The organism is Streptomyces sp. NPDC021115 (assembly GCF_044333065.1).
GTDB lineage: Bacteria > Actinomycetota > Actinomycetes > Streptomycetales > Streptomycetaceae > Streptomyces.
Map to the genome: position 1 here is coordinate 297,692 of NZ_JBIRQF010000006.1, position 23,251 is coordinate 320,942.

The window sequence follows — 23,251 nt, forward strand, 5'->3', positions numbered from 1 at the left end:
CTGAGGGTCCCCACCGACCGGAAAGCCTCGCCTGTGACCGCCACGGACCGCTCCATCGAGCTCATCAACGCCGCCGCCCAAGCGGCCGCCGACAAGCTCGCGCACGACATCATCGCGTACGACGTCAGCGACGTGCTCTCGATCACCGACGCCTTCCTGCTGGCCTCGGCGCCCAACGACCGGCAGGTGAAGTCGATCGTCGACGAGATCGAGGAGCGGCTGAACAAGGACCTCGGCGCCAAGCCGGTCCGCCGCGAGGGCGACCGCGAGGCCCGCTGGGTGCTGCTGGACTACGTGGACATCGTGGTGCACGTCCAGCACAGCGAGGAGCGGGTCTTCTACGCCCTGGAGCGGCTGTGGAAGGACTGCCCGCAGCTGGCGCTTCCGGCCGACGCCGAGGCCACCCGCGGCAAGGCGGAGGAGTACGCGCAGGCGCAGAGCCCGGACGGCGGTGCGGGCGGTGAGCTGAGCTGAACGGCACCATGAGCGGCCGCGGCCGCCGCATAGTCCTGTGGCGGCACGGCCAGACGGCCTGGAACATCGAGCGCCGTTTCCAGGGTTCCCTGGACATCGAGCTGACCGACACCGGCGTCGCGCAGGCGCACCGCGCGGCCCGGCTGCTGGCCGGGCTGCGGCCGGACGCGATCGTCGCCTCCGACCTCAAGCGGGTCATGGCGACCGCCGCCGAGCTGGCCACCGTGACCGGGCTCACGGTCGCCCACTACGCGGGGTTGCGGGAGACCTACGCCGGTGAGTGGCAGGGGCTCACGCACGAGGAGATCATCGAGCGGTTCGGCGAGCAGTACGCGGCGTGGAAGCGCGGCGAGCCCGTGCGGCGCGGTGGCGGCGAGCTGGAGTCCGAGGTCGCCGACCGGGCGGCGCCGGTCGTGCTGGAGGCCGCCGAGAAGCTGCCCGACGGCGGCACCCTCGTGGTGGTCAGCCACGGCGGCACGATCCGCACCACCATCGGGCGGCTGCTCGGCCTGGAGCCGCACACCTGGGAGGCGCTCGGCGGCCTCTCGAACTGCTGCTGGTCGGTGCTGGGCGAGGGCGCGCGCGGCTGGCGGCTGCTGGAGCACAACGCCGGATCCCTTCCCGAGCCGGTCCTCGGCGACGACGACTGAGCGACCCCTCCCGGCTCGATTTCCTTTTCCGGCTGGTCACCGGCTATGCTCCTAACCGTTCGAAGCGCTCCGGCGCAGAGAGCAGCGGGGCTATAGCTCAGTTGGTAGAGCGCCTGCATGGCATGCAGGAGGTCAGGAGTTCAATTCTCCTTAGCTCCACAGATGGCGGCGATCCCGTCTCCCTCACCGGGAGGCGGGATCGCCGCTTTTGTATGCGGCTTTGTATGCGGCTTCGCATGTGGCGGTACTGCCCGTACGTGGCGGAAACGGACGCCGGCCGATCTCGCCTCCGGCCGACCCCTGCTGACGTCGGCTCAACTCAACCTGTCCCCGGGGTGGCTGGGTTCGGTGCGATCTTCCTGGGTAGGTTGGACGACACCGCGCCGAGCGGGACGCTCGGCGGAAGTGGCGGTGTGCGTAGCGCTTGTGAGTCTGGTGAGGCGTCTGTCGCATCTCCGCTGACCTGGGCGTCACCCCGTGGCAGAATCGGACAGCCGGCGGGGGCGCGGGGCCGATAGTCCGATGGGGAGGGACGGGTGGGATGCCGACCAGCATCCTCGACGCGTTCGAGGACCTTTCCGAGACGGCTCGGGAGGGCATCGAATGTCCGTCCTGCGGATCCGGCCATGTGGCTCAGGTACTCGGCGACAACGGCGGTGTTTCCTACGTGTGTACGGCCTGCGGCCACAGCTGGAGCTGAGTGACATGGGAGCACACAGCCGGAAATGTGACTGGTGCGGCGGCGGTACGCCCATCGTCCGCGACATGGAGCCGCTCAACTCCGACTATCAGTACTGGTGCGCGGAGTGCGCCCAGGCGCTGATCATCAAGGGCGACCCGATCGAGACGTACCGGGAGCTGGAGGGCGAGCCGATCTATGGCCGCCTCCTCGAAGAGCACTGCACGCTGAAGCGTTTCTACTCGTTCGCGACGGCGTGAGAGGTGGGGCCCGGGGCCTCGCGGGAACCGATTTGGCTAAAGCCCGGGGCGTCCGTGTAATGTAGGCGATGCCGCCGAGGGGAACCGGGCGGAGCAAGACCTGGGGCTATAGCTCAGTTGGTAGAGCGCCTGCATGGCATGCAGGAGGTCAGGAGTTCAATTCTCCTTAGCTCCACAATCCCAGGAGCGGGCCGTCCGATGTGGACGGCTCGCTTTCGTTTTCCCGTCCGCTTCCCCACCCGCTTCCCGCCCGCGCACCGTCCTCGATGCGGGTCGTCGGTGCCCTGCGGTAACCTGACCCCATGCGTGCCGTACGCCTTCTGCTTAGCGGGCCGCGCTGATCAGTACCGACCGTGATCGTCTTCGGTCGGCATCGGCGCGGCGTCCCCTCCTGTGCGAGGGGCCTTTTTGTTTCACCGGACAAGAGGGAATCGGCCTGTACCGCGGGCAGAGACGACCAATGGAGCTTTGAGGATCATGAGCGAGACCAATGCCGCAGCCGAGGTGGCCGCGCCGCACCGCTACACGGCCGCGCTGGCCGCTGACATCGAGGCCCGCTGGCAGGACATCTGGGACGCGAACGGCACGTATGACGCGCCCAACCCGGGCGGCGACCTGACCGGTGACGCCGATGTCGTCGCCCGCCCGAAGAAGTTCGTCATGGACATGTTCCCGTACCCCTCGGGTGCGGGGCTGCACGTGGGCCACCCGCTGGGCTACATCGCCACCGATGTGTACGCCCGCTACCACCGCATGACGGGCCACAACGTCCTGCACACCCTGGGCTTCGACGCCTTCGGCCTGCCCGCCGAGCAGTACGCGGTGCAGACCGGTACCCACCCCCGGGTGAGCACCGAGGCCAACATCGAGAACATGCGGCGCCAGCTGCGCCGCCTGGGCCTGGGCCACGACCCGCGCCGCTCTTTCGCCACGATCGACCCGGACTACTACAAGTGGACCCAGTGGATCTTCCTCCAGATCTTCAATTCCTGGTACGACCCGGAGGCGAAGACGGCACGCCCGATCGACACCCTGGTCGAACAGTTCGCCTCAGGTGAGCGCGCCACCCCCGACGGGCGCCCCTGGGACGCGCTGACCGAGGCCGAGCGGGCGGACATCCTGGGCCACTACCGCCTGGCGTACGCCTCGGACGCGCCCGTCAACTGGTGTCCCGGCCTGGGCACCGTGCTGGCCAACGAGGAGGTCACCGCCGACGGCCGCTCCGAGCGCGGCAACTTCCCCGTCTTCAAGGCCAAGCTGCGCCAGTGGAACATGCGGATCACCGCCTACGCGGACCGGCTGCTGGACGACCTGGACGCGCTGGACTGGCCCGAGGCCATCAAGCTCCAGCAGCGCAACTGGATCGGCCGCAGTGAGGGCGCCCGGGTCGACTTCCCGGTGCTGGACCACCCCGACGCGCAGATCACGGTCTTCACCACCCGCCAGGACACCCTGTTCGGCGCGACCTACATGGTGCTGGCGCCCGAGCACGACCTGGTGGACTCCATCGTCCCGGCCTCCTGGCCCGAGGGCACCCACGACGTGTGGACCGGCGGGCACGCCACCCCGGCCGAGGCCGTCGCCGCGTACCGCAAGCAGGCCGCGGCCAAGTCGGACGTCGAGCGGCAGGCCGAGGTCAAGGAGAAGACCGGCGTCTTCACCGGCGCGTACGCGGTCAACCCGGTCAGCGGCGACCGGGTGCCCGTCTTCATCGCCGACTACGTCCTGGTGGGCTACGGCACCGGCGCGATCATGGCCGTTCCGGCGCACGACGGCCGTGACTTCGCCTTCGCCCGCGCCTTCGAGCTGCCCATGCGGTGCGTCGTGGAGCCGTCCGACGACCGCGGCACCGACCCGTCGACCTGGGACGACGCGTTCGGCTCGTACGACGCCGCGATCGTCAACTCGGCGGGCGAGGGCATCTCGCTGGACGGGCTGGGCGTCGTCGAGGCCAAGGCCCGGATCACCGAGTGGCTGGAGTCCCGCTCCATCGGCGAGGGCACCGTCAACTTCCGGCTGCGCGACTGGCTGTTCAGCCGTCAGCGCTACTGGGGCGAGCCGTTCCCGATCGTCTACGACGAGGACGGCGTGGCCCACGCGCTGCCCGAGTCGATGCTGCCGCTGGAGCTGCCGGAGGTCGAGGACTACTCGCCGCGCACCTTCGACCCCGACGACGCCGACACCTCCCCGGAGACCCCGCTGTCCCGGAACGAGGAGTGGGTCCACGTGGAGCTGGACCTGGGCGACGGCCGCGGCCCCCGGCCGTTCCGTCGCGAGACCAACACCATGCCCAACTGGGCCGGCTCCTGCTGGTACGAGCTGCGCTACCTGGACCCGCGCAACAGCGAGCAGCTGGTCGCCCCCGACACCGAGCGCTACTGGATGGGCCCGCGCGACGGTCAGCCGCACGGCGGCGTCGACCTGTACGTCGGCGGCGCCGAGCACGCCGTGCTGCACCTGCTGTACGCGCGCTTCTGGTCCAAGGTGCTGTTCGACCTGGGCCATGTCTCGTCGGCCGAGCCGTTCCACAAGCTGTACAACCAGGGCATGATCCAGGCGTACGTCTACCGGGACAGCCGCGGCATCGCCGTCCCGGCCGCCGAGGTCGAGGAGCGGGACGGGGCGTACTGGTACGAGGGTGAGAAGGTCACCCGGCTGCTGGGCAAGATGGGCAAGTCCCTGAAGAACGCCGTCACCCCGGACGAGATCTGCGCCGAGTACGGGGCCGACACGCTGCGCCTGTACGAGATGGCCATGGGCCCGCTGGACGTCTCGCGCCCCTGGGACACCCGCGCGGTCGTCGGCCAGTACCGACTGCTCCAGCGGGTGTGGCGCAACGTCGTGGACGAGGCCACCGGCGAGGTCACCGTCGTCGACGCGGAGCCCGACGAGGACACCCTGCGCGCCCTGCACAAGGCGATCGACGGCGTCCGGCAGGACATGGTCGGTCTGCGCTTCAACACCGCCATCGCCAAGATCACCGAGCTGAACAACCACGTCACCAAGGTGCGCGAGGTGCCGCGCTCGGTCGCCGAGCGGCTGGTGCTGCTGATCGCGCCGCTGGCCCCGCACATCGCCGAGGAGCTGTGGCGCAAGCTGGGCCACGACGCCTCGGTCGTCCACGAGCCCTTCCCGGTCGCCGACCCGGCGTACGTCGTGGACGAGACGGTCACCTGTGTCGTCCAGGTCAAGGGCAAGGTCAAGGCCCGGCTGGAGGTCGCCCCGTCGGTCTCCGACGAGGAGCTGGAGGCGCAGGCCCTGGGCGACCCGGCGGTGGTCGCGGCGCTGAACGGCGCGGGCATCCGCAAGGTGATCGTGCGGGCGCCGAAGCTGGTGAACATCGTCCCGGCCTGATGGCTCGGTGAGCTGCCGCCGCTGATCGCGTCCGGGCGGGCTGGGGGTTCGTCAGGAACCCTGGGCCCGCCCGGTCCGTTTACGCTGGGAGGACAGCAGCCACCGCGGTGACCGCCGCCCGAAGGAGCGCACATGGAAGCCATCTGGATCCTGTTGCTGCTTTTCGTCATGTTCATCGCGACCGGCGCCTATGTCTCGGTGCGGGTGGTGCGCACGGCCAAGCGCAGCCTCGACCGCACCGTGGACCAGGCCCGCCGCACGGTCGAGGACACCCGGCTCCGGGCCCGCCAGTTCTCCCGCCCGGGCGCGGCCGGTGAGCTGGCCGAGCTGCGGCTGTCGCTGCGTACCTCGATGTCCGCCACCGAGCAGGCCCTGCACGCGGTGGCGGGCCAAGACCGCTCCGTGGCGGAGTCGTTGAACCTGTTCCGGCGGCTCGGCGAGCACGGCCGCGAGCTGGACGACGACCTGAAGCGGCTGGAGCGCGAGCCCGACAAGACCCGCCTCGCCGCCCTCCTCCCCGAGCTGCGGGAGCGTACGGAGCGGATCACGCACTCCGCGGACTCGCTGCGCTGGGCGGTGCGGGAGCGGGCCCAGCGGTTCGCCCACGACGAGCTGGACGCGCTGGGGCGGGAGATCGAGATGGAGGCGGGGGCGCTGCGGCACTGGACGGTGGAGGAGCCGAGGCCCGCGTCGGGCCCGAGGCCCGTTGACGAGTCCGCACCCACACCCCCGTCCCTGGAGAACACCCCCCGCCCACAGCCCTACTCCTGGCAGAAGACCTCACGCCCCGAGAACACCGCCTGAACTCGGCCTTACCGATAGGGTCGGTGATCACCGGTGGGGTCGCGCTGTCGGCCCGGGGCTTCCCCGGATAATCTCCCAGTCATGTCCCGCCATGTCGCGATCGTGACCGATTCAACGGCTTACCTGCCGCAGGAGGCGATGGAGCGGCATCGCATCACCACCGTGCCGCTGACGGTGGTGCTCGGAGACCGGGCGCTCGAAGAGGGGACCGAGATCTCGGCCCTGTCGCTCGCGGAGGCCCTTCAGAAGCGCAAGCCCGTGACCACGTCCCGGCCCAGCCCGGAGACCTTCGCGGAGGCCTACCGCGCGGCCGCGGCGGAGGGCGCGACCGGCATCGTCTCGCTGCATCTGTCCGCCGAGATCTCCGGCACCTACGACGCGGCGCTGCTCGCCGCCCAGGACGCGCCCGTACCGGTGCGGGTGGTGGACACCGGCATGGTCGCGATGGCGCTCGGCTTCTGCGCGCTGGCCGCTGCGGAGGCCGCGGAGGGCGGCGGCACGCTGGACGAGGCCGTCGCGGCGGCCCAGAAGCGGGCCGACGGCACCGCCGCCTACTTCTACGTCGACACCCTCGACTATCTGCGCCGCGGCGGCCGCATCGGCGCCGCCCAGGCCCTCCTCGGCTCCGCGCTCGCGGTCAAGCCGCTGCTCCAGGTCGACGAGGGCCGGATCGAACTGCGCGAGAAGGTCCGCACCGCATCCAAGGCCATCGCCCGGCTCGAGGAGATCGTGGTGGAGCGGGCGGGCCGGAGCCCGGTGGACATCGCCGTCCAGCACCTCGCGGCGGGAGAGCGCGCCACGGCCCTCGCGGAGCGGCTGCGGGAGCGGGTCCCGGGGCTCGTGGAACTGTACGTGAGCGAGGTGGGCGCGGTGATCGGGGCGCACACGGGCCCGGGGCTGCTGGGCGCGGTCGTCTCGCCGCGGTAGCGCTCGTCCGGGCGACGGAGTTTTCCACAACCCGCGGGTTATCCCCGGAAACCGGGCATGATCAGCGGGTTCGGACGAAGCCGCCTACGGTCAGGCGGCATGAGGACCCGATCACGCACCGTAACCCTCCGCCCGCCCCGCGGCCGCCACCGCAGCCCTTGCCGCCCCACGGCCCCCCGAGCCGCCACCCGCCCCACCCGCGCGGCGGCCCTGTTCCCCAGCCCACCCACCCGAAGCCCGACCCTTCGCCTCGCACAGCCCCCCACCCCCACCCGAGGCACGACCAGGCCCCTGAGCCCAGCACCCGCTGTAAGCCGGACGCCCGCCCCAGCGGCGGCATCTGCTCCACTGCGGAAACCCGCTCCGCTTCCGGCCCGCACTGCGGCCCCGGTCTCCGCTCGGGCCGCGATGCCTGCTCCGGATCAGGGCTCCGCTTCGATCCCGGCCCCCGCTACCAGCCCGGCCCCCGGCCCGGGGCCAGTGCTTGCCCAGGCCCCGGCCAGGACTCCGGGCCCGGCGTCGACCGTGGGTGGTGTGCGTGACCTCGGCGCGGCGTTCGCGCCGGGTCGGGCAGCCGCCCGGGGCGCGGTGCCTGCCCGGGGTTCGGCTCCGGGTCCCGTACCCGCCTCGAGCCACGCGTTCGGTTCGGGCGTCGTGGCTGCGGAGTCGGGGCCCGGGGCGGTGGGTGACGCGGGCGCGTCCTCCGCTGCGCGGCGGCGTGTGCCGCGTTGGGCCGGGCCGGAGGGCGAGGACGACGCGGTGGACGCGGGCGAGAACGGCGACGGCGGGGGCGTGGCGCTGCGGCGCCGCGAGCGGGTGTGGCTGGCGTTGCGCGAACGCCTCCCGCTGTGGCTTCAGCTGCGCTGCGGCATGGAGTTACGGACCGTCGCCGCGCTGGCGGTCGCCCTCGTCGTCGCGTTGGGCTTCGCGGTCTACCACTTCTGGAGCGGGCGCCCGCAGACCGTCCGGGCGCCCGAACCCGAGCCCGCGCGTGCGGCGGTGGCAGCCGGGCCGACGGCCGGGGAGCGGCCGTCCGCCGGTGCGGGCGGCCGGTCGGTCGTGGTCGACGTGACGGGCAAGGTCCGCCGTCCGGGACTGCGGCACCTGCCGTCCGGGGCGCGGGTCGCCGACGCGATCAAGGCGGCGGGCGGCGCGCGGCCGGGCGCGGACACCAGCGGACTGAACCGGGCCCGCCCCCTGGTGGACGGCGAGCAGATCGTGGTCGGCGCCCCGGCGCACCAGGCCCCGGCGGGCCCGGCACCCACCGACCCGGCCCTCGGACCGGGCGCCGGGCCCGGCACAGCCGGCGCACCCTCCGGCGTCACGATCAGCCTCAACTCCGCGACGGCGGAACAGCTCGACACCCTGCCAGGGGTCGGCCCGGTCCTGGCCCGGCACATCCTCGACTACCGCACCCAGCACGGCGGCTTCCGCTCCATCGACGAACTCCGCGAGGTCAACGGCATCGGCGAGCGTCGGTTCGCCGATCTCCGCCCGCTGGTCCAGCCATGACCTCCGTGCAGACGGCACGCCCCCGCGCCCCGGTGCACGCGGCCGCCGCCTCACCGCGCGGGGCGTCCGATCCGCGCCAGGAGGGTCCGGCGGACCTCCGCCTGGTGCCGCCCGCGCTGGCGGCGTGGGCCGCGGCGGCGATCGCGCTGGGCATGCCGGGCCGCGTGGTGGCCCTGGCCTGCGCGGGAGCCTGCCTGGCGGCGGTCGTCATCCTGGGCGTGGCCCGTCGGCGCCGGGCCGTCATGGCACGGACCAAACGGCGGACGGCGGGGGCGGTGGCGGCGGTCCTGCTGTGCGGGGCCACGGCGGCGGCCGTCGCCGCGCTGCACGCGGCGGACGTGCGGCGCGGACCGATCCCCGCGCTGGCAGGGGAGTTCGCCGAGGCGACCGCAGAGGTGACGGTCACGGGGGACCCGAGGCTCAGCCGCCCCCGGGTGCGCGGGTCCGCGCTCGCGCCCGTGTCGGTGGTGATCGAGGCGGAGGCCACCAGGGTCACCGGGCCGGACGGCACGACGACGGACACCCGGGCCCCGGTGCTGGTGACGGTTCGCCCGGAGGCCCGGCAGCGCGCGGAGTGGCTCCGGCTGCTGCCGTCCACGCGGCTGCGGGTGCACGGCCGCCTGGCTCCGCCGCTGCGCGACGGGGACCGGGTCGCGGCAGTGGTGCGCGGCGGTGGCGGGCCGCCGCGCGTCATCGGGCCGCCCAGCTCGGCCCAGCGGCTGGCGGGCCGGTTGCGCGCCGGGCTGCGTACGGCGACCGACGGGCTGTCCCCGGACGCGCGGGCGTTGCTGCCGGGGCTGGTCGTGGGGGACACCTCACGGGTCCCGCCCGAGCTCGACGAGGCGTTCCGGGCCACGGACATGACGCATCTGCTGGCCGTCTCCGGCAGCAACCTCACGCTGCTGCTGGCGCTGCTGACCGGCCCTCCGCACCTCGCCGCGCGGGCCGAGCGGCGCGGGCTGGCCGCGGCGTTCGGGATGCGGCTGCGGACCACGGCCCTGTTCGGCGGCGCGCTCACGCTCGGCTTTGTGGTCGTCTGCCGACCCGATCCCAGCGTGCTGCGGGCGGCGGCGTGCGGGCTGATCACGCTGCTGGCCATCGGCACCGGGCGCAGACGTTCGCTGCTCCCGGCCCTGGCCGCCGCGGTCCTCGTGCTGGTGCTGTACGACCCGTGGCTGGCCCGGAGTTACGGGTTTGTGCTGTCCGTCCTGGCCACCGGCGCACTGCTCACCTTCGCACCGGGGTGGGGCGACGCCCTGCGGCGCCGTGGGGTGCCGCCGCGCCCGGCCGAGATGCTGGCGGCCGCCGCCGCGGCGCAGGCGGTGTGCGCCCCGGTGGTGGTGATGATGGCGGCGCGGGTGAGCCTGGTGGCGATCCCCTGCAATCTGCTGGCCGAGCTGGCGGTGGGGCCCGCCATGATCCTCGGCTCGGCCGCGCTCGTGGTGGCCCCGCTCGCGCTCCCGGCCGCCCGGTGGATCGCCTGGCCCGCGGGCTGGCCGGCGGAGTGGATCGCCGGGGTGGCCCGTACTGGCGCGGGGCTTCCCGGTGCGGAGGCCGGATGGCCGGGCGGCTGGCCCGGTGGGCTGCTGCTGGCGGGCGTCACCGTGACCGCCGTCCTTCTGGGGCGCCGCCTGCTGCGGCACCGATGGCTGTGGGCGGTCTGCGCGCTGCTCCTGCTGCTCGCGGTGGTCCGCCCGGCGCCGCTGACCCGGATCATCACCGGCTGGCCGCCGCCGGGTTGGCGGATGGTGGCCTGCGATGTGGGTCAGGGGGACGCCCTGGTCCTGGCCGCGGGCCCCGGCACGGCCGTCGTGGTGGACGCCGGTCCCGAGCCACGGGCCGTGGACCGCTGTCTGCGGACGCTGGGCGTGGTCCGCATCCCGCTGCTCGTCCTCACCCACTTCCATGCCGACCATGTGGCCGGGCTGCCCGGGGTGCTGCGCGGCCGTTCGGTGGGGGCGATCGAGACGACCGGCCTGGCGGAGCCGCCCGGCCAGGCCACGGCCGTGCGGCGCGGGGCCGCGGCGGCACGGGTGCCGGTGGTGACGGCCGGGCCGGGGGAGCGGCGCCGATCCGGCCCGCTGTCGTGGGAGGTGCTGTGGCCGCCGGGGTCCGGCACCCCGGCCACCGGCGTCCCGACCACCCGCACCCCGACCACCCGCACCCCGGCCGCCGGCGCCCCGGCGCAGGAGGGGCCGAACGACGCGAGCGTGACCCTTCTGGTCCGCACGGCGGGCCTGACCCTGCTGCTCCTCGGCGATCTGGAACCGCCCGCCCAGCAGGCGTTGCTGACGGCGCATCCCGACCTGCCGCCGGTGGACGTGCTCAAGGTCGCCCACCATGGCTCGGCCTACCAGGACCCGCGGCTGATCCACCGGCTGCGTCCGCGTATCGCCCTGATCTCCTGCGGCGCGGACAACCCGTACGGGCATCCGTCACCCCGTACCGTCGCGGCCCTGAGAGCCCGGGGCGCCGCCGTGCTGCGGACCGACCGGGACGGGCCGATCGCGGTGACCGGCCCACGGCTGCGGGCGATGGCCGGAGGGAAAAGGAGAGGCCGGGGGCGCCGGGCGCCAGTAGGTTCCAGGGGCGTACACAGTCGGTTCCGGAAGGAAACTCGCTCATGTCGCTCGCCCAGTGGACGAAGGTCGATGACTACTTCAACGGCCTTCTGGCACCGTCGGATCCGGCCCTGGACGCCGCCCTGGAGCACAGCGCGGCCGCCGGGCTGCCGCCGCATCAGGTGGCGCCCAATCAGGGGAAGCTGCTGCATCTGCTGGCCCGGATCCAGGGGGCGCGCAGCGTGCTGGAGATCGGCACCCTGGGCGGGTACAGCACGATCTGGCTGGCCAGGGCGCTGCCCGAGGGCGGGCGGCTGGTCTCCCTGGAGGCCGATCCCCGGTGCGCGGAGGTGGCGCGGGCCAATGTGGAGCGGGCGGGCCTGGGCGAGGTGGTCGAGATCCGCACCGGCAGGGCGCTGGAGTCGCTGCCCCGGCTGGCCGAGGAGGGACACGGCCCCTTCGACGTGGTCTTCATCGACGCCGACAAGCCGGGCAACCCCGACTACCTCGCCTGGGCGCTGCGGCTCACCCGGCCCGGCAGCCTCATCATCGGGGACAACGTGGTGCGGGACGGGGAGGTGGCCGACCCCGCCAGCACGGATCCCCGCGTCCAGGGCGTACGGCGCTTCACGGAGCTGATCGCGGAGGAGCCCCGGCTGACGGCGACGGCGGTGCAGACGGTCGGCGAGAAGGGGTACGACGGCTTCGCGCTGGCGCTGGTCACCGGGTAGCGGCCGACGCGGGGAGCGGTCAGGGGGCCACGGCCCACGTCAGTCAGTCGGTCTCCAGCCAGCCTTCGTACTCCTCGGCGAAGGCGTCCAGCGCGGCCGGGTCCAGCCGCGCGGCCGGGTCCTCGACGACGACCAGCCACTGGGCGTCCTCGGCGTCGTCCTCGCCCGCCAGGGCATCGCGCACCAGCTGGGGCTCCTCCGCGACGCCGAAGCGTTCGGGCAGCGCCTCGGCGACCTCCTCCGCCGCGTCGCGGTCGGGCAGCACCAGCACATGCCGCTCGCCGTTCAGTCCTTCATCGATCACCGGAACATTGTCGGCCATGGGGAGGGCCGGGCTGTGGGACGGCCCGGCTGTCGGTGGTCCATGGGATGCTGGACCGCGATGGCCAGGAAGACGACGACCGACGATCCCCTCGCCCCGGTGACCCTCGCCGTGGGCCAGGAGGACCTGCTGCTCGACCGTGCCGTGCAGCAGGTCGTGGCGGCCGCCCGCGCCGCGGACCCCGACACCGATGTGCGCGACCTCACTCCCGACGCGCTCCAGCCCGGCACCCTCGCCGAGCTGACCAGCCCGTCGCTCTTCGCGGAGCGCAAGGTCGTGGTGGTGCGCAGCGCGCAGGATCTGTCGGCGGACACGATCAAGGACGTGAAGGGTTATCTCGGCGCCCCCGCCGAGGAGATCACCCTGGTGCTGCTGCACGCCGGTCAGGCCAAGGGCAAGGGGCTGCTCGACGCCGCCCGCAAGGCCGGGGCGCGCGAGGTCGCGTGCCCGAAGATGACCAAGCCCGCCGACCGGCTGGCGTTCGTCCGGTCGGAGTTCCGCGCCACCGGCCGGTCCGCGACGCCGGAGGCCTGCCAGGCGCTGGTGGACGCCATCGGAAGCGATCTGCGCGAGCTGGCCAGCGCGGTGTCCCAGCTCACCGCCGATGTCGAGGGCACGATCGACGAGGCCGTCGTCGGCCGCTACTACACGGGCCGGGCCGAGGCGTCCAGCTTCACCGTCGCCGACCGCGCCGTCGAGGGGCGGGCGGCCGAGGCGCTGGAGGCGCTGCGCTGGGCCATGTCCACGGGCGTGGCGCCGGTGCTGATCACCAGCGCCCTGGCCCAGGGCGTCCGCGCCATCGGCAAGCTGGCCTCCGCGCCGCGCGGAGCCCGCCCCGGTGATCTGGCTCGTGAGCTGGGCATGCCGCCCTGGAAGATCGACCGGGTGCGGCAGCAGATGCGCGGCTGGTCGGCGGACGGGGTGTCGATCGCGCTGCGCGCGGTCGCCGAGGCCGACGCGGGCGTCAAGGGCGGGGGCGACGATCCGGAATACGCCTTGGAGAAGGCCGTCGTCACCATCGCCCGTGCCGCCCGCGCGGGCCGTTCCTAGACGCGGTGGCGGCCGGGGCCCGGCAGCCGGGCCCCGGCAGCGCTCAGCCCTGGTTCTTCAGCTTCTCCAGAGTTGCCCGGGCGCTCTTTTCGAGCATCTCGGTGGCCTCCGACGTCGTCATGGGGTCGGCGCTCGATGAGCTGGAGACGTACTCCGACCACGTCGACTGGTAGGTCATCCAGCCCTCCCGCACGCCGAGGATCACATACGCCCCGGTGTCGCTGCTGCCGGTGTTCTCCTGCGTGACGACGTACGCCTCGTCACCGAGGTCGTCCACCGGGCTCACCTTGTAGGTGTAGCTGGAGGTCCGCTGGTCCTCGTAACTCCGGTACTGGGCCTCGAACTCCGGCTCCGGGTCGGTCTTCCGGTGCAGTCCGGCCGTCGTGGAGAGCCATGACGAGGAGTAGTCGCTGCTCGACGCGTCGCTCGGCTCGAAGTCGATCTGGCAGGTCATCGAGTCCAGGGCCGGGTCACGGGAGGCGCTGTGCCGCGGATTCGTGGAGCTGCTGGTGTCCTTCTGCTCGTATCCGGCGTCCTTGATGGCCTCGAGATCGGTCGAGGCGCACAGATTGCTCCGGTAGCCGTAGCCCGCGAGGTCGGCTTTCGGCTCGCCGTCGAACCCTCCGGTCGCGAACACCACGCCCGCCCAGACAGCGGAGGCGACCACGGCCCCGCCGAGCGCCCACAGCCAGCCCTTTCCGCCGCCGCCTCCGGCACCGCCGCCGGGCGGGGGCGGGGGCGCGCCGTACGGCCCGTACCCGCCGCCCGGCTGCTGCCCTCCGGGCATCGCGGACACCGCGGGCACCCCCGGCATGGTCGGCTGCGCGTACGCCGGGGCGTGCGGCGAAGGCTGCGGCGGCTGTCCGTAGGAGCCGGGCGGCGGCGCGCTCTGCTGAGACGGCGGCTGCGGCTGAGCGTTCTGCTGGGGCGGGAGCGGCGGCTGAGGCGGCGGCTGCGGCGGCCCGTACGGATTGGGTGTATCCCCCGGTATCGACATGACGTGAACATACCCGAAGAAACACCGAAAACCCCGCGCTGCGCAGGGACGATCCGGTTACAAGAGGGTCCCGGACACAGCAATGCCCCCGGAGTGGGCCCGGGGGCATTGAACGTAGCGTGGCGTACTACGAAGGCTGTCCGTGATCCGAGGTAGAGGGCTCGGACGTTCCCCACGGCGGGGTGGGGGCGATGCGTCGCCCCGGTGGGTCACCCGTGCGGGTGGCCCGGAAGAGTCAGCCCTTGAGGCCGGCGACCTGCTGCGCGATGGCCGACTTCTTGTTGGCGGCGTTGTTCTTGTGGAGCACGCCCTTGCTGACGGCCTTGTCGAGCTTGCGCGCGGCGGCGCGGGCGGCGGCGGTGGCCTTCTCGGCGTCACCGGCGGCCACGGCCTCGCGGGTCCGGCGGATCGCGGTCTTGAGCTCGGACTTGACGGCCTTGTTGCGCTGACGCGCCTTCTCGTTCGTCTTGTTCCGCTTGATCTGGGACTTGATGTTCGCCACGTGAAGAGCCTTCGCAGGTTCGTTGGTTTTCGCTGTCTGTCGTGCGGTCGTGTCCCGCGCGAGAGGGTCGCGTAAGACACAGTCCGCCAGATTACCAGCAGCGCTGGTGGCCTCCCAAACCCGGAAGCGGTTGCCGTTCATGGGACCATGGAGGAACTGAGAACACCGAGTCCCGCCTAGACACAGGACCCTGCGTGCCCGCGACCCCTACCAATGTGCCGGAGCCGAGCCGTACCGACCCGGCCTTGATCCGTAACTTCTGCATCATCGCGCACATCGACCACGGCAAGTCGACGCTTGCCGACCGCATGCTTCAGCTGACCGGTGTGGTCGAGCAGCGACAGATGCGCGCGCAGTACCTCGACCGCATGGACATCGAGCGCGAGCGCGGCATCACGATCAAGTCCCAGGCGGTCCGGCTGCCCTGGGCGCTGACCGAGGAGCAGGGGAGCCCGCAGCCGGTCACCCATGTGCTCAACATGATCGACACCCCTGGCCACGTGGACTTCACCTATGAGGTCTCGCGGTCGCTCGCGGCCTGTGAGGGCTGCATCCTGCTGGTCGACGCGGCCCAGGGCATCGAGGCCCAGACCCTCGCCAACCTCTATCTGGCGATGGAGCACGACCTCACGATCATCCCGGTCCTCAACAAGATCGACCTCCCGGCGGCCCAGCCCGAGAAGTACGCCGCCGAGCTGGCGCACCTCATCGGCTGCGACACCTCCGACGTGCTCAAGGTCTCGGCGAAGACCGGCGAGGGCGTGGACGAGCTGCTGGACACGGTCGTGCGGCTGGTCCCGCCGCCGGTGGGGGTCAAGGACGCGCCCGCCCGCGCGATGATCTTCGACTCCGTCTATGACGCGTACCGCGGTGTCGTGACCTATGTGAAGGTCGTGGACGGCACGCTCAACAAGCGTGAGCGCATCAGGATGATGTCGACCAACGCCGCCCACGAGCTGCTGGAGATCGGCACCAACTCACCCGAGATGACCGCCTCCGACGGGCTGTCCGTCGGCGAGGTGGGCTATCTGATCACCGGTGTGAAGGACGTCCGACAGTCCAAGGTCGGCGATACGATCACCCAGTTCACCAAGGGTGCCGAGGTGCCGCTGGGCGGCTACAAGGACCCCAAGCCGATGGTGTTCTCGGGCCTGTACCCGCTGGACGGCTCGGACTATCCGGTGCTGCGCGAGGCCCTGGACAAGCTCCAGCTCAACGACGCCGCGCTGGTCTACGAGCCGGAGACCTCCGCCGCCCTCGGCTTCGGCTTCCGGGTCGGCTTCCTCGGGCTGCTGCACCTGGAGGTCATCCGTGAGCGGCTGGAGCGCGAGTTCAACCTCGATCTGATCGCCACCGCGCCGAACGTGATCTACCGGGTGGACATGGAGGACGGCGCCGTGCACACGGTGACCAACCCCAGCGAGTTCCCCGCGGGCAAGGTCGACAAGGTGCACGAGCCGGTCGTGCGCGGCACGATCCTCGCGCCCAGCGAGTTCATCGGCGCGATCATGGAGCTGTGCCAGAACCGCCGCGGCGTGCTGCTCGGCATGGACTACCTCTCCGAGGACCGGGTCGAGATCCGCTACACGCTCCCGCTCGCCGAGGTCGTCTTCGACTTCTTCGACCAGCTGAAGTCCAAGACCCGCGGCTATGCCTCGCTCGACTACGAGCCCACCGGTGAGCAGGCTTCCGACCTGGTCAAGGTCGACATCCTGCTGCACGGCGACAAGGTCGACGCCTTCTCCGCGATCACCCACAAGGACAAGGCGTACGCGTACGGCGTGCGGCTGGTCGCCAAGCTGCGCGAGCTGATCCCGCGGCAGAGCTTCGAGGTGCCGATCCAGGCCGCCATCGGCTCCCGGGTCATCGCCCGGGAGACCGTCCGGGCCATCCGCAAGGACGTCCTCGCCAAGTGCTACGGCGGTGACATCTCCCGTAAGCGGAAGCTGCTGGAGAAGCAGAAGGAAGGCAAGAAGCGGATGAAGATGGTCGGCAGCGTGGAGGTGCCGCAGGAGGCCTTCATCGCGGTGCTGTCCTCCGACTCCGACGGCGGTGGCGACAGCAAGAAGAAGTAGCGGTCGTGGAACGGGCCCGGTGCGCAAGAAGCGCCGGGCCCGTTGTCATGTGACGCTCTAGGGGTGAGGCAGGCCCTCCTCATCTGAAGTACGTGGCCCGGAACCCCTTACGCAGTACGGTTTCGGCCCTTACGCTGATCGCCACGCGAAGGTTACTCGTGAGTCACCAAGCACTGAGGCGGGACCCGGAGGATGCCGTGACCGACACCCAGAAACTGCTCGAGAACCGGCCGCCGTCCCTGGCGACGCACTTCCTCCAGCGCGTCGAGGCGACACCGGACCGGGAGGCGTACCGCTATCCCGTGCCGTCCGCCTCCGGCCGGGGTCCCGACGAGTGGCGGCCGCTGACCTGGCGGGAAAGCGCGGATCGCGTCTTCGCCATCGCCGCCGGGCTGATCGCCCTCGGCGTCCGCCCCGAGGAGCGGGTGGCGCTCGCCTCCTCGACGCGCGTCGAGTGGATCCTCGGTGACCTGGGCGTGCTGTGCGCGGGCGCGGCGACCACCACGGTCTACCCGAGCACCAACGCCGACGAGACCGCCTTCATTCTCGCCGACTCCGGCAGCCGCGTCCTGATCGCCGAGGACGGCGCCCAGCTGGCCAAGGTCCGCGAGAAGCGCGCCGAGCTGCCCGATCTCGCCCATGTGGTGGTGATCGAGGCCGAGGACGCGATGCCCGCGGGGGACGATCCGGAGGGCTGGGTGCTCTCCCTCGCCGAGCTGGAGAAGCGCGGTGCGGCGCATCTGGACGAGCACCCCGACGCCGTACGGGAGCGTACGGACGCGCTGCGCGCCGATCAGCTGGCGACGCTCATCTACACCTCCGGTACCACCGGCCGCCCCAAGGGCGTACGGCTGGCGCATGACTCCTGGTCCTACATGGCCATCGCCATCGGTACCCAGGAGGGGCTGCTCTACCCCGACGACATGCAGTATCTGTGGCTGCCCCTCGCGCATGTCTTCGGCAAGGTGCTGACGGCGGGGCAGATCTACGTCGGACACACGACCGCGGTAGACGGCCGGGTCGACAAGATCATCGAGAATCTGCCGGTGGTCCGGCCCACCTATATGTGCGGGGTGCCGCGGATCTTCGAGAAGGTCTACAACGGGGTGGCGCAGAAGGCCCGGGAGGGCGGCGCGGCCAAGTACAAGATCTTCCAGTGGGCGGCCGGGGTCGCCCGCGACTACGCCAGGACCTCCCAGGACAACTTCCGCCGCACCGGCACCGCTTCCGTGCCGTTCGGCCTCAAGGCGCAGCACGCCGCCGCCGACAAGCTCGTCTACGCCAAGCTGCGCGAGGCGTTCGGCGGGCGGCTGCGCGCCGCCGTGTCCGGTTCGGCCGCGCTGGCCCCCGAGATCGGCTACTTCTTCGCGGGGGCGGGCATCAACATCCTGGAGGGGTACGGGCTCACCGAGTCCAGCGCCGCCAGCTTCCTGAACCCGCCGGACTACCGCACCGGTACGGTCGGCAAGGCGTTCCCCGGCACGGAGGTGCGGTTCGCCGACGACGGCGAGGTGCTGCTGCGCGGCCCCGGCATCATGGAGGGGTACCACGGGCTGCCCGAGCTGACCTCGAAGGTGCTGGAGTCCGACGGCTGGTTCCACACCGGCGACATCGGGGAGCTGTCGCCCGACGGCTATCTGCGGATCACCGACCGCAAGAAGGACCTGATCAAGACCTCGGGCGGGAAGTACGTGGCCCCGGCGGAGGTCGAGGGCCAGTTCAAGGCGGTGTGCCCGTTCGTCTCCAACATCCTGGTGCACGGCTCCGACCGCAACTACTGCACCGCGCTGATCGCCCTCGACGAACCGACCATCATGGGCTGGGCGCAGGAGCACGGCCTGGCGGGGAAGTCCTACGCCGAGGTCGTGGACACCGAGGCGGTGCGGGAGTTGATCGACGGCTATGTGCGGCGGCTCAACGAGGGGCTGCAACGGTGGCAGACGATCAAGAAGTTCCGGCTGCTGCCGCGCGATCTGGACGTGGAGCACGGCGAGCTGACGCCGAGTCTGAAGATGAAGCGGCCGGTGGTGGAGCGCGAGTACAAGGACCTGATCGAGGACATGTACGCCGGTACCCGGGAGGCGTGACGGCGAACCCCGGATCCGGGCCGGGGTTCTTTACCGGAACAGGACCGGCGTACGCACGATTTTTCCCCTCAACACAGTTAACTTGCGTGACTCGGTGCATATAACTGCGGTCCGTCTGTCACTCTGTCCGTGCCGGATACGGCGCATATGACGGAGCTTCTCAGGAGCCGCACAGTGGGGACGTCATCTTCCACCCCGTCTGCATCCGCAGGCGGGGTGGCTCTGCCGGTCGGGGGAATCGGTCCTGTACGTACCAGCGCCTCGGCCCGCGCGAGCCTGCCCGGCAGCCCGCTCGCGGCCGCCGCGGCCCGCCGGTTCGTGCGCGCCGCGCTCGCCGAGTGGGTCGCGCTCGACGTACCGGCCGCCGACCGGATCACCGACCGGACCGCGGACGAGGCCGTCCTGCTGGTGAGCGAGCTGGTCACCAACGCCGTGGTGCACGCGGGCACCGCCGTCGAGGTGTGCTGCGCGCTCGATGTGTCGAGCCACGAGGGCGAACCGCCCTCTCTCGTCGTCGAGGTGACCGACCACCACCCCACCCGGGTGCTGCGCGGCGACCCGCCGGTGGACGCGGACGGCGCGGAGTGCGCCGGAGGCCACGGCCTGCGGCTCGTCGCCGAGATCGCCGAGGCGTGGGGAACGACGTACCGGCGGGCCAGCAAGACGGTGTGGTTCCAGGTGGCGGTCACGGCCGCCGCCGACCCGGTGCCGGCCGAGGAGCCCGTGACCGCCGGGGACCTCGCGGCGCCGTGGGCCGCGCGCGGCACCGAGATCGTCGCCCCCGTGCCGCGCCGGGTGCCCGCCCGCCGCGCCGATCCGGAATGGACCCGGCACGGCGCCCTGTCCTTCCTCGCCGAGGCGTCCGACCTGCTCGCCGGGCAGTTCGACGAGGAGCTGGTCACCTCGCTCGCCGGACAGCTGCTGGTGCCGCGGCTCGCCGACTGGTGCGCCGTCTGGCTCGACACCGGCAGCGGGCCGCCGCGGCTGGACCGGGTCTGGCACGCCAGCGAGAGCCGCATGGAGGGGCTGCGGCAGGTGCTGGAGAAGGAGCCGCCCCAGCTGCCCGCCACCGCGCGCGGCGGCGCCGTGGACTGGCCGTGGCCGTCCGACCCCGCGGCGTACGGGCCCGGCGGCGCGGCCCTCGCCTGCCGCCTGATCGCGGGCGGCCGCGCGCTGGGCACGCTGCTGCTGGGGCGGGCCGGTCTGGTCCGCATGCCGGACGAAGTCGTCGGCCTGGTCGAGGACTTCGCGCGCCGCGTCGCGCTCGCCCTCGCCTCCGCCCGGCGCTACACCCGCCAGGCCACCATCAGCTCGGTGCTCCAGCGCGGGCTGCTGCCGTCCGGGATCGCCCGGATCCCCGGCGTCGAGTCGGCCGTCGTGTACGAGCCGACCGGCGACATCTCGGCCGGAGGCGACTTCTACGACGTCTTCCCGGCCGGCGACGGCCGCTGGTGCTTCGTGCTCGGCGACGTCTGCGGAAACGGCCCCGAAGCGGCCGTGGTGACCGGCCTGGTGCGCCCCTGGCTGCGGCTGCTGGGCCGCGAGGGCTACGACGTGGGGGAGGTCCTCGACCGCCTCAACCAGCTGCTGGGCGAGGAGACCGTGGGCGAGGCGGTCGAGGCCGTCGAGGCGGCGGGCGTCGGCGTCGACCCCGGCGGCGCGGGCCTCCCACCAGGCGGCGGCCCGGCGCGGTTCCTCTCGCTCCTGTACGGCGAGCTGGTGCCGCTCGGCCCGGGCGCCGAGGGCGGCGTGCGCTGCACCCTGGCCAGCGCGGGCCACCCCCTGCCGCTGGTCCTCCAGCCCGACGGCACGGTACGCACGGTCGCCGCCCCGCAGATACTCCTCGGCGTGGTGGAGGACGCCGCGTACGAGAGTGAAACGTTCGATCTCGCGCCCGGCGAGACCCTGCTGTGCGTGACCGACGGCGTCACGGAGCACCGCTCCGGCACCCGCCAGTTCGACGACGAGGACGGCCTGGCGGCGGTTCTCGCGGGCTGCGCGGGCCTGAGCGCCCAAGAAGTCGCGGAACGCGTGCGCCGCGCGGTGGACGAGTTCGCGATGGAGCCACCGGACGACGACCTGGCGATGCTGGTGCTCAGAGCCCTCTAGAGCACGCCCCCTGATCAGCTCCGCCCCCCGGGCCCGGCATCCGCCCCGGGCCGGGGGACGGGGGCGGGGGCGGCATGGCGGACAATGGGGCCATGCCTTCCGTACTGCCTGACGGCGAGCCCATGCCCCAGGACGGCGCGCTGCCCCCCGGCGCGCTGGCCGGGACGGCGGGGCGGCCGTTGGGGTTCTATCTGCACGTGCCCTACTGCGCCACCCGCTGCGGGTACTGCGACTTCAACACGTACACCGCCGCCGAGCTGCGCGGTTCCGGCGGGGTGCTCGCCTCCCGGGACAACTACGCCGAGCAGGTCGCGGAGGAGGTGCGGCTCGCGCGGAAGGTGCTGGGGGACGACCCGCGGCCGGTCGAGACCGTGTTCGTCGGCGGCGGGACGCCGACGCTGCTCGCGGCTGCGGACCTCGGGCGGATGCTCGGGGCCGTCCGGGACGAGTTCGGGCTCGCTGACGGGGCCGAGATCACCACCGAGGCCAATCCGGAGTCGGTCGATCCGCGGTATCTGGAGGCGCTGCGGGAGGCCGGGTTCAACCGGGTGTCGTTCGGGATGCAGAGCGCCCGGCAGCACGTGCTGAAGGTGCTGGACCGCACCCACACCCCGGGGCGCCCCGAGCGGTGCGTCGCGGAGGCGCGCGCGGCCGGGTTCGATCATGTGAACCTGGACCTGATCTACGGAACCCCCGGCGAGAGCGACGACGACTGGCGGGCCTCCCTGGAGGCGGCGCTCGGGGCGGGCCCGGACCACATCTCGGCGTACGCGCTGATCGTCGAGGAGGGCACCCAGCTGGCGCGCCGCATCCGGCGCGGCGAGGTGCCGATGACCGACGACGACGCGCACGCGGACCGGTATCTGATCGCCGAGGAGACGCTGTCGGCGGCGGGCTTCTCCTGGTACGAGGTCTCCAACTGGGCCACCTCGCCCGAGGGCCGGTGCCGCCACAACGAGCTGTACTGGCGCGGCGCCGACTGGTGGGGCGCGGGCCCCGGCGCGCACAGCCACGTCGGCGGGGTGCGCTGGTGGAACGTCAAGCACCCCGGGGCGTACGCGCAGGCGCTCGGCGAGGGCCGCTCACCGGGGGCGGGGCGGGAGCTGCTGTCCGACGAGGAGCGCCGCGTGGAGCGGATCCTGCTGGAGCTGCGGCTGGCCGAGGGGTGCCCGCTGGAGCTGCTGCGCCCGGCAGGCGCGGCGGCCGCGGCGCGGGCGCTGGAGGACGGCCTGCTGGAGCCGGAGCCCTACCGGCAGGGCCGGGCCGTGCTCACCCTCAGGGGCCGTCTGCTGGCCGACGCCGTGGTGCGGGACGTGGTCGACTAACCGGCCTCGGGAGCCGTGACGAAATCGATCAGTTCCTCGACCCTGCCCAGCAGCTCCGGCCGCAGGTCCCTGTAGGAGTGGACCGCGGACAGGATCCGCTGCCATGCCGCGCCCGTGTTCTCAGGCCAGCCCAGCGCCCGGCAGACGCCCGTCTTCCAGTCCTGGCCGCGTGGCACCGTCGGCCAGGCGGGAACGCCCAGTGAGGACGGCTTCACGGCCTCCCACACGTCGATGAAGGGGTGCCCGACGACCAGCACGTGCTCGTCGGTGATCTGCTCGGCGATACGGGACTCCTTGGACCCGGCCACCAGGTGGTCCACCAGGACGCCGAGCCGGGCGTCCGGGCCGGGGGAGAAGTCGCGCACGATGGCGGGCAGGTCGTCGACGCCCGCCAGGTACTCCACGACGACGCCCTCGATGCGCAGATCGTCGCCCCAGACCCGCTCCACCAGCTCCGCGTCGTGGCGGCCCTCCACATAGATGCGCCCGGCGCGGGCGACCCGCGCGCGGGTGCCCGGGACGGCGATCGAACCGGACGCGGTGCGCCGCGGCGCGCCGGGGGCCGTCGCGCGCGGACGTACGAGGGTGACGACGCGGCCCTCCAGGAGGAAGCCGCGCGGCTCCATGGGGAAGACGCGGTGCTTGCCGAAGCGGTCCTCCAGGGTGACCGTCGGCCCCTGCGCGGTCTTCTCGCAGCGGATCACGGCACCGCAGAACCCGGTGGTGACCTCCTCGACCACGAGGTCCGGTTCGGCGGCGACCTCGGGCGCGGGCTGCTGCCGCTTCCAGGGCGGGGTCAGATCCGAGTCGTACTGTCGGCTGCGCATCCGGA

Annotated in this window: 18 protein-coding genes, 2 tRNA genes and 1 pseudogene; 17 read left to right on the forward strand and 4 right to left on the reverse strand. The window is 72.5% G+C overall.

Features of this window, described 5'->3' with window-relative positions; genetic code table 11:
* The first annotated feature begins 33 nt into the window (after nt 1-33).
* From rsfS to ACH4TL_RS21220, 12 genes and pseudogenes are all read left to right on the forward strand, one after another.
* Entirely contained in the window at nt 34-474 is a 441-nt protein-coding gene (rsfS, locus tag ACH4TL_RS21165) for a ribosome silencing factor (RefSeq protein ID WP_398316521.1), read from the forward strand.
* Nucleotides 471-1,124: a histidine phosphatase family protein gene (locus ACH4TL_RS21170; protein WP_398316765.1), complete on the forward strand. Its 654-nt coding sequence runs from the start codon at nt 471-473 to the stop codon at nt 1,122-1,124. Before rsfS ends, ACH4TL_RS21170 begins: the two co-directional genes overlap by 4 nt.
* Nucleotides 1,125-1,210: 86 nt before the next feature.
* A tRNA-Ala gene (locus ACH4TL_RS21175) sits at nt 1,211-1,283 on the forward strand.
* Nucleotides 1,284-1,665: 382 nt separating this feature from the next.
* Entirely contained in the window at nt 1,666-1,824 is a 159-nt protein-coding gene (locus tag ACH4TL_RS21180; protein ID WP_358617751.1) for a hypothetical protein, read from the forward strand.
* Nucleotides 1,825-1,829: 5 nt separating this feature from the next.
* Entirely contained in the window at nt 1,830-2,063 is a 234-nt protein-coding gene (locus tag ACH4TL_RS21185; RefSeq protein WP_009717962.1) for a hypothetical protein, read from the forward strand.
* Between the two features lie 102 nt (nt 2,064-2,165).
* Nucleotides 2,166-2,238, forward strand: a tRNA-Ala gene (locus ACH4TL_RS21190).
* A 302-nt stretch (nt 2,239-2,540) separates the two neighbouring features.
* Nucleotides 2,541-5,417: a leucine--tRNA ligase gene (leuS, locus tag ACH4TL_RS21195; protein ID WP_398316519.1), complete on the forward strand. Its 2,877-nt coding sequence runs from the start codon at nt 2,541-2,543 to the stop codon at nt 5,415-5,417.
* A 132-nt stretch (nt 5,418-5,549) separates the two neighbouring features.
* Nucleotides 5,550-6,221: a hypothetical protein gene (locus ACH4TL_RS21200; RefSeq protein ID WP_398316517.1), complete on the forward strand. Its 672-nt coding sequence runs from the start codon at nt 5,550-5,552 to the stop codon at nt 6,219-6,221.
* 81 nt (nt 6,222-6,302) lie between these two features.
* Nucleotides 6,303-7,148 (forward strand): DegV family protein, encoded by an 846-nt coding sequence (locus tag ACH4TL_RS21205; RefSeq protein ID WP_398316515.1) that lies wholly within the window; start codon nt 6,303-6,305, stop codon nt 7,146-7,148.
* A 654-nt stretch (nt 7,149-7,802) separates the two neighbouring features.
* On the forward strand, nt 7,803-8,660 hold the full coding sequence (locus ACH4TL_RS21210) for a helix-hairpin-helix domain-containing protein (RefSeq protein WP_398316513.1): 858 nt from the start codon (nt 7,803-7,805) through the stop codon (nt 8,658-8,660).
* Nucleotides 8,657-11,206 (forward strand): annotated as a pseudogene (locus ACH4TL_RS21215) (ComEC/Rec2 family competence protein); the annotation flags it as partial. The gene ACH4TL_RS21210 and the pseudogene ACH4TL_RS21215, both read left to right, overlap by 4 nt.
* 77 nt (nt 11,207-11,283) lie before the next feature.
* Entirely contained in the window at nt 11,284-11,952 is a 669-nt protein-coding gene (locus ACH4TL_RS21220; RefSeq protein WP_398316762.1) for an O-methyltransferase, read from the forward strand.
* Between the two features lie 43 nt (nt 11,953-11,995).
* Here the strand turns inward: ACH4TL_RS21220 and ACH4TL_RS21225 are convergent, their stop codons facing one another.
* Nucleotides 11,996-12,241: a hypothetical protein gene (locus tag ACH4TL_RS21225; RefSeq protein ID WP_398316759.1), complete on the reverse strand. Its 246-nt coding sequence runs from the start codon at nt 12,239-12,241 to the stop codon at nt 11,996-11,998.
* A 93-nt stretch (nt 12,242-12,334) separates the two neighbouring features.
* On the opposite strand from ACH4TL_RS21225, the gene holA reads away from it, so the two are divergent.
* Nucleotides 12,335-13,324: a DNA polymerase III subunit delta gene (gene holA, locus ACH4TL_RS21230; RefSeq protein ID WP_398316511.1), complete on the forward strand. Its 990-nt coding sequence runs from the start codon at nt 12,335-12,337 to the stop codon at nt 13,322-13,324.
* Between the two features lie 43 nt (nt 13,325-13,367).
* Here the strand turns inward: holA and ACH4TL_RS21235 are convergent, their stop codons facing one another.
* Both ACH4TL_RS21235 and rpsT read right to left on the reverse strand, forming a co-directional pair.
* On the reverse strand, nt 13,368-14,321 hold the full coding sequence (locus ACH4TL_RS21235; protein WP_398316509.1) for a hypothetical protein: 954 nt from the start codon (nt 14,319-14,321) through the stop codon (nt 13,368-13,370).
* Nucleotides 14,322-14,556: 235 nt separating this feature from the next.
* Complete coding sequence (gene rpsT / locus ACH4TL_RS21240) at nt 14,557-14,823, reverse strand: 30S ribosomal protein S20 (protein WP_398299742.1); 267 nt, start codon at nt 14,821-14,823, stop codon at nt 14,557-14,559.
* A 194-nt stretch (nt 14,824-15,017) separates the two neighbouring features.
* Here rpsT and lepA point away from each other — a divergent pair, with 194 nt between their 5' ends.
* From lepA to hemW, 4 genes are all read left to right on the forward strand, one after another.
* A complete protein-coding gene (gene lepA, locus ACH4TL_RS21245) occupies nt 15,018-16,898 on the forward strand; it encodes a translation elongation factor 4 (RefSeq protein WP_398316507.1) in 1,881 nt (626 codons plus the stop codon).
* A gap of 197 nt (nt 16,899-17,095) precedes the next feature.
* Nucleotides 17,096-18,985, forward strand: coding sequence for an AMP-dependent synthetase/ligase (locus ACH4TL_RS21250; RefSeq protein WP_398316505.1), 1,890 nt, complete (start codon nt 17,096-17,098; stop codon nt 18,983-18,985).
* Nucleotides 18,986-19,132: 147 nt separating this feature from the next.
* The gene (locus tag ACH4TL_RS21255) at nt 19,133-21,094 is read left to right on the forward strand and encodes a SpoIIE family protein phosphatase (RefSeq protein ID WP_398316503.1); all 1,962 of its coding nucleotides are present in this window, start codon (nt 19,133-19,135) and stop codon (nt 21,092-21,094) included.
* A gap of 92 nt (nt 21,095-21,186) precedes the next feature.
* Nucleotides 21,187-22,419 carry a radical SAM family heme chaperone HemW gene (gene hemW, locus ACH4TL_RS21260; RefSeq protein ID WP_398316501.1) on the forward strand — a complete coding sequence of 411 codons (1,233 nt, stop codon included), beginning with the start codon at nt 21,187-21,189 and terminating at the stop codon, nt 22,417-22,419.
* Here hemW and ACH4TL_RS21265 read toward each other — a convergent pair.
* Nucleotides 22,416-23,246, reverse strand: coding sequence for a DUF3097 domain-containing protein (locus tag ACH4TL_RS21265; protein ID WP_398316499.1), 831 nt, complete (start codon nt 23,244-23,246; stop codon nt 22,416-22,418). The two genes, hemW and ACH4TL_RS21265, sit on opposite strands and share 4 nt — an antisense overlap.
* Nucleotides 23,247-23,251 lie beyond the last annotated feature (5 nt).

What these genes read in the sequence shown, in the direction of transcription:
- ACH4TL_RS21185 (WP_009717962.1), top strand. Translation starts at nt 1,830, where the DNA reads ATGGGAGCACACAGCCGGAAATGTGACTGGTGCGGCGGCGGTACGCCC.
- ACH4TL_RS21255 (WP_398316503.1), top strand. Translation starts at nt 19,133, where the DNA reads ATGACGGAGCTTCTCAGGAGCCGCACAGTGGGGACGTCATCTTCCACC.
- ACH4TL_RS21200 (WP_398316517.1), top strand. Translation starts at nt 5,550, where the DNA reads ATGGAAGCCATCTGGATCCTGTTGCTGCTTTTCGTCATGTTCATCGCG.
- leuS (WP_398316519.1), top strand. Translation starts at nt 2,541, where the DNA reads ATGAGCGAGACCAATGCCGCAGCCGAGGTGGCCGCGCCGCACCGCTAC.
- ACH4TL_RS21205 (WP_398316515.1), top strand. Translation starts at nt 6,303, where the DNA reads ATGTCCCGCCATGTCGCGATCGTGACCGATTCAACGGCTTACCTGCCG.
- ACH4TL_RS21180 (WP_358617751.1), top strand. Translation starts at nt 1,666, where the DNA reads ATGCCGACCAGCATCCTCGACGCGTTCGAGGACCTTTCCGAGACGGCT.
- ACH4TL_RS21220 (WP_398316762.1), top strand. Translation starts at nt 11,284, where the DNA reads ATGTCGCTCGCCCAGTGGACGAAGGTCGATGACTACTTCAACGGCCTT.
- hemW (WP_398316501.1), top strand. Translation starts at nt 21,187, where the DNA reads ATGCCTTCCGTACTGCCTGACGGCGAGCCCATGCCCCAGGACGGCGCG.
- ACH4TL_RS21265 (WP_398316499.1), bottom strand. Translation starts at nt 23,246, where the DNA reads ATGCGCAGCCGACAGTACGACTCGGATCTGACCCCGCCCTGGAAGCGG.
- ACH4TL_RS21235 (WP_398316509.1), bottom strand. Translation starts at nt 14,321, where the DNA reads ATGTCGATACCGGGGGATACACCCAATCCGTACGGGCCGCCGCAGCCG.
- holA (WP_398316511.1), top strand. Translation starts at nt 12,335, where the DNA reads ATGGCCAGGAAGACGACGACCGACGATCCCCTCGCCCCGGTGACCCTC.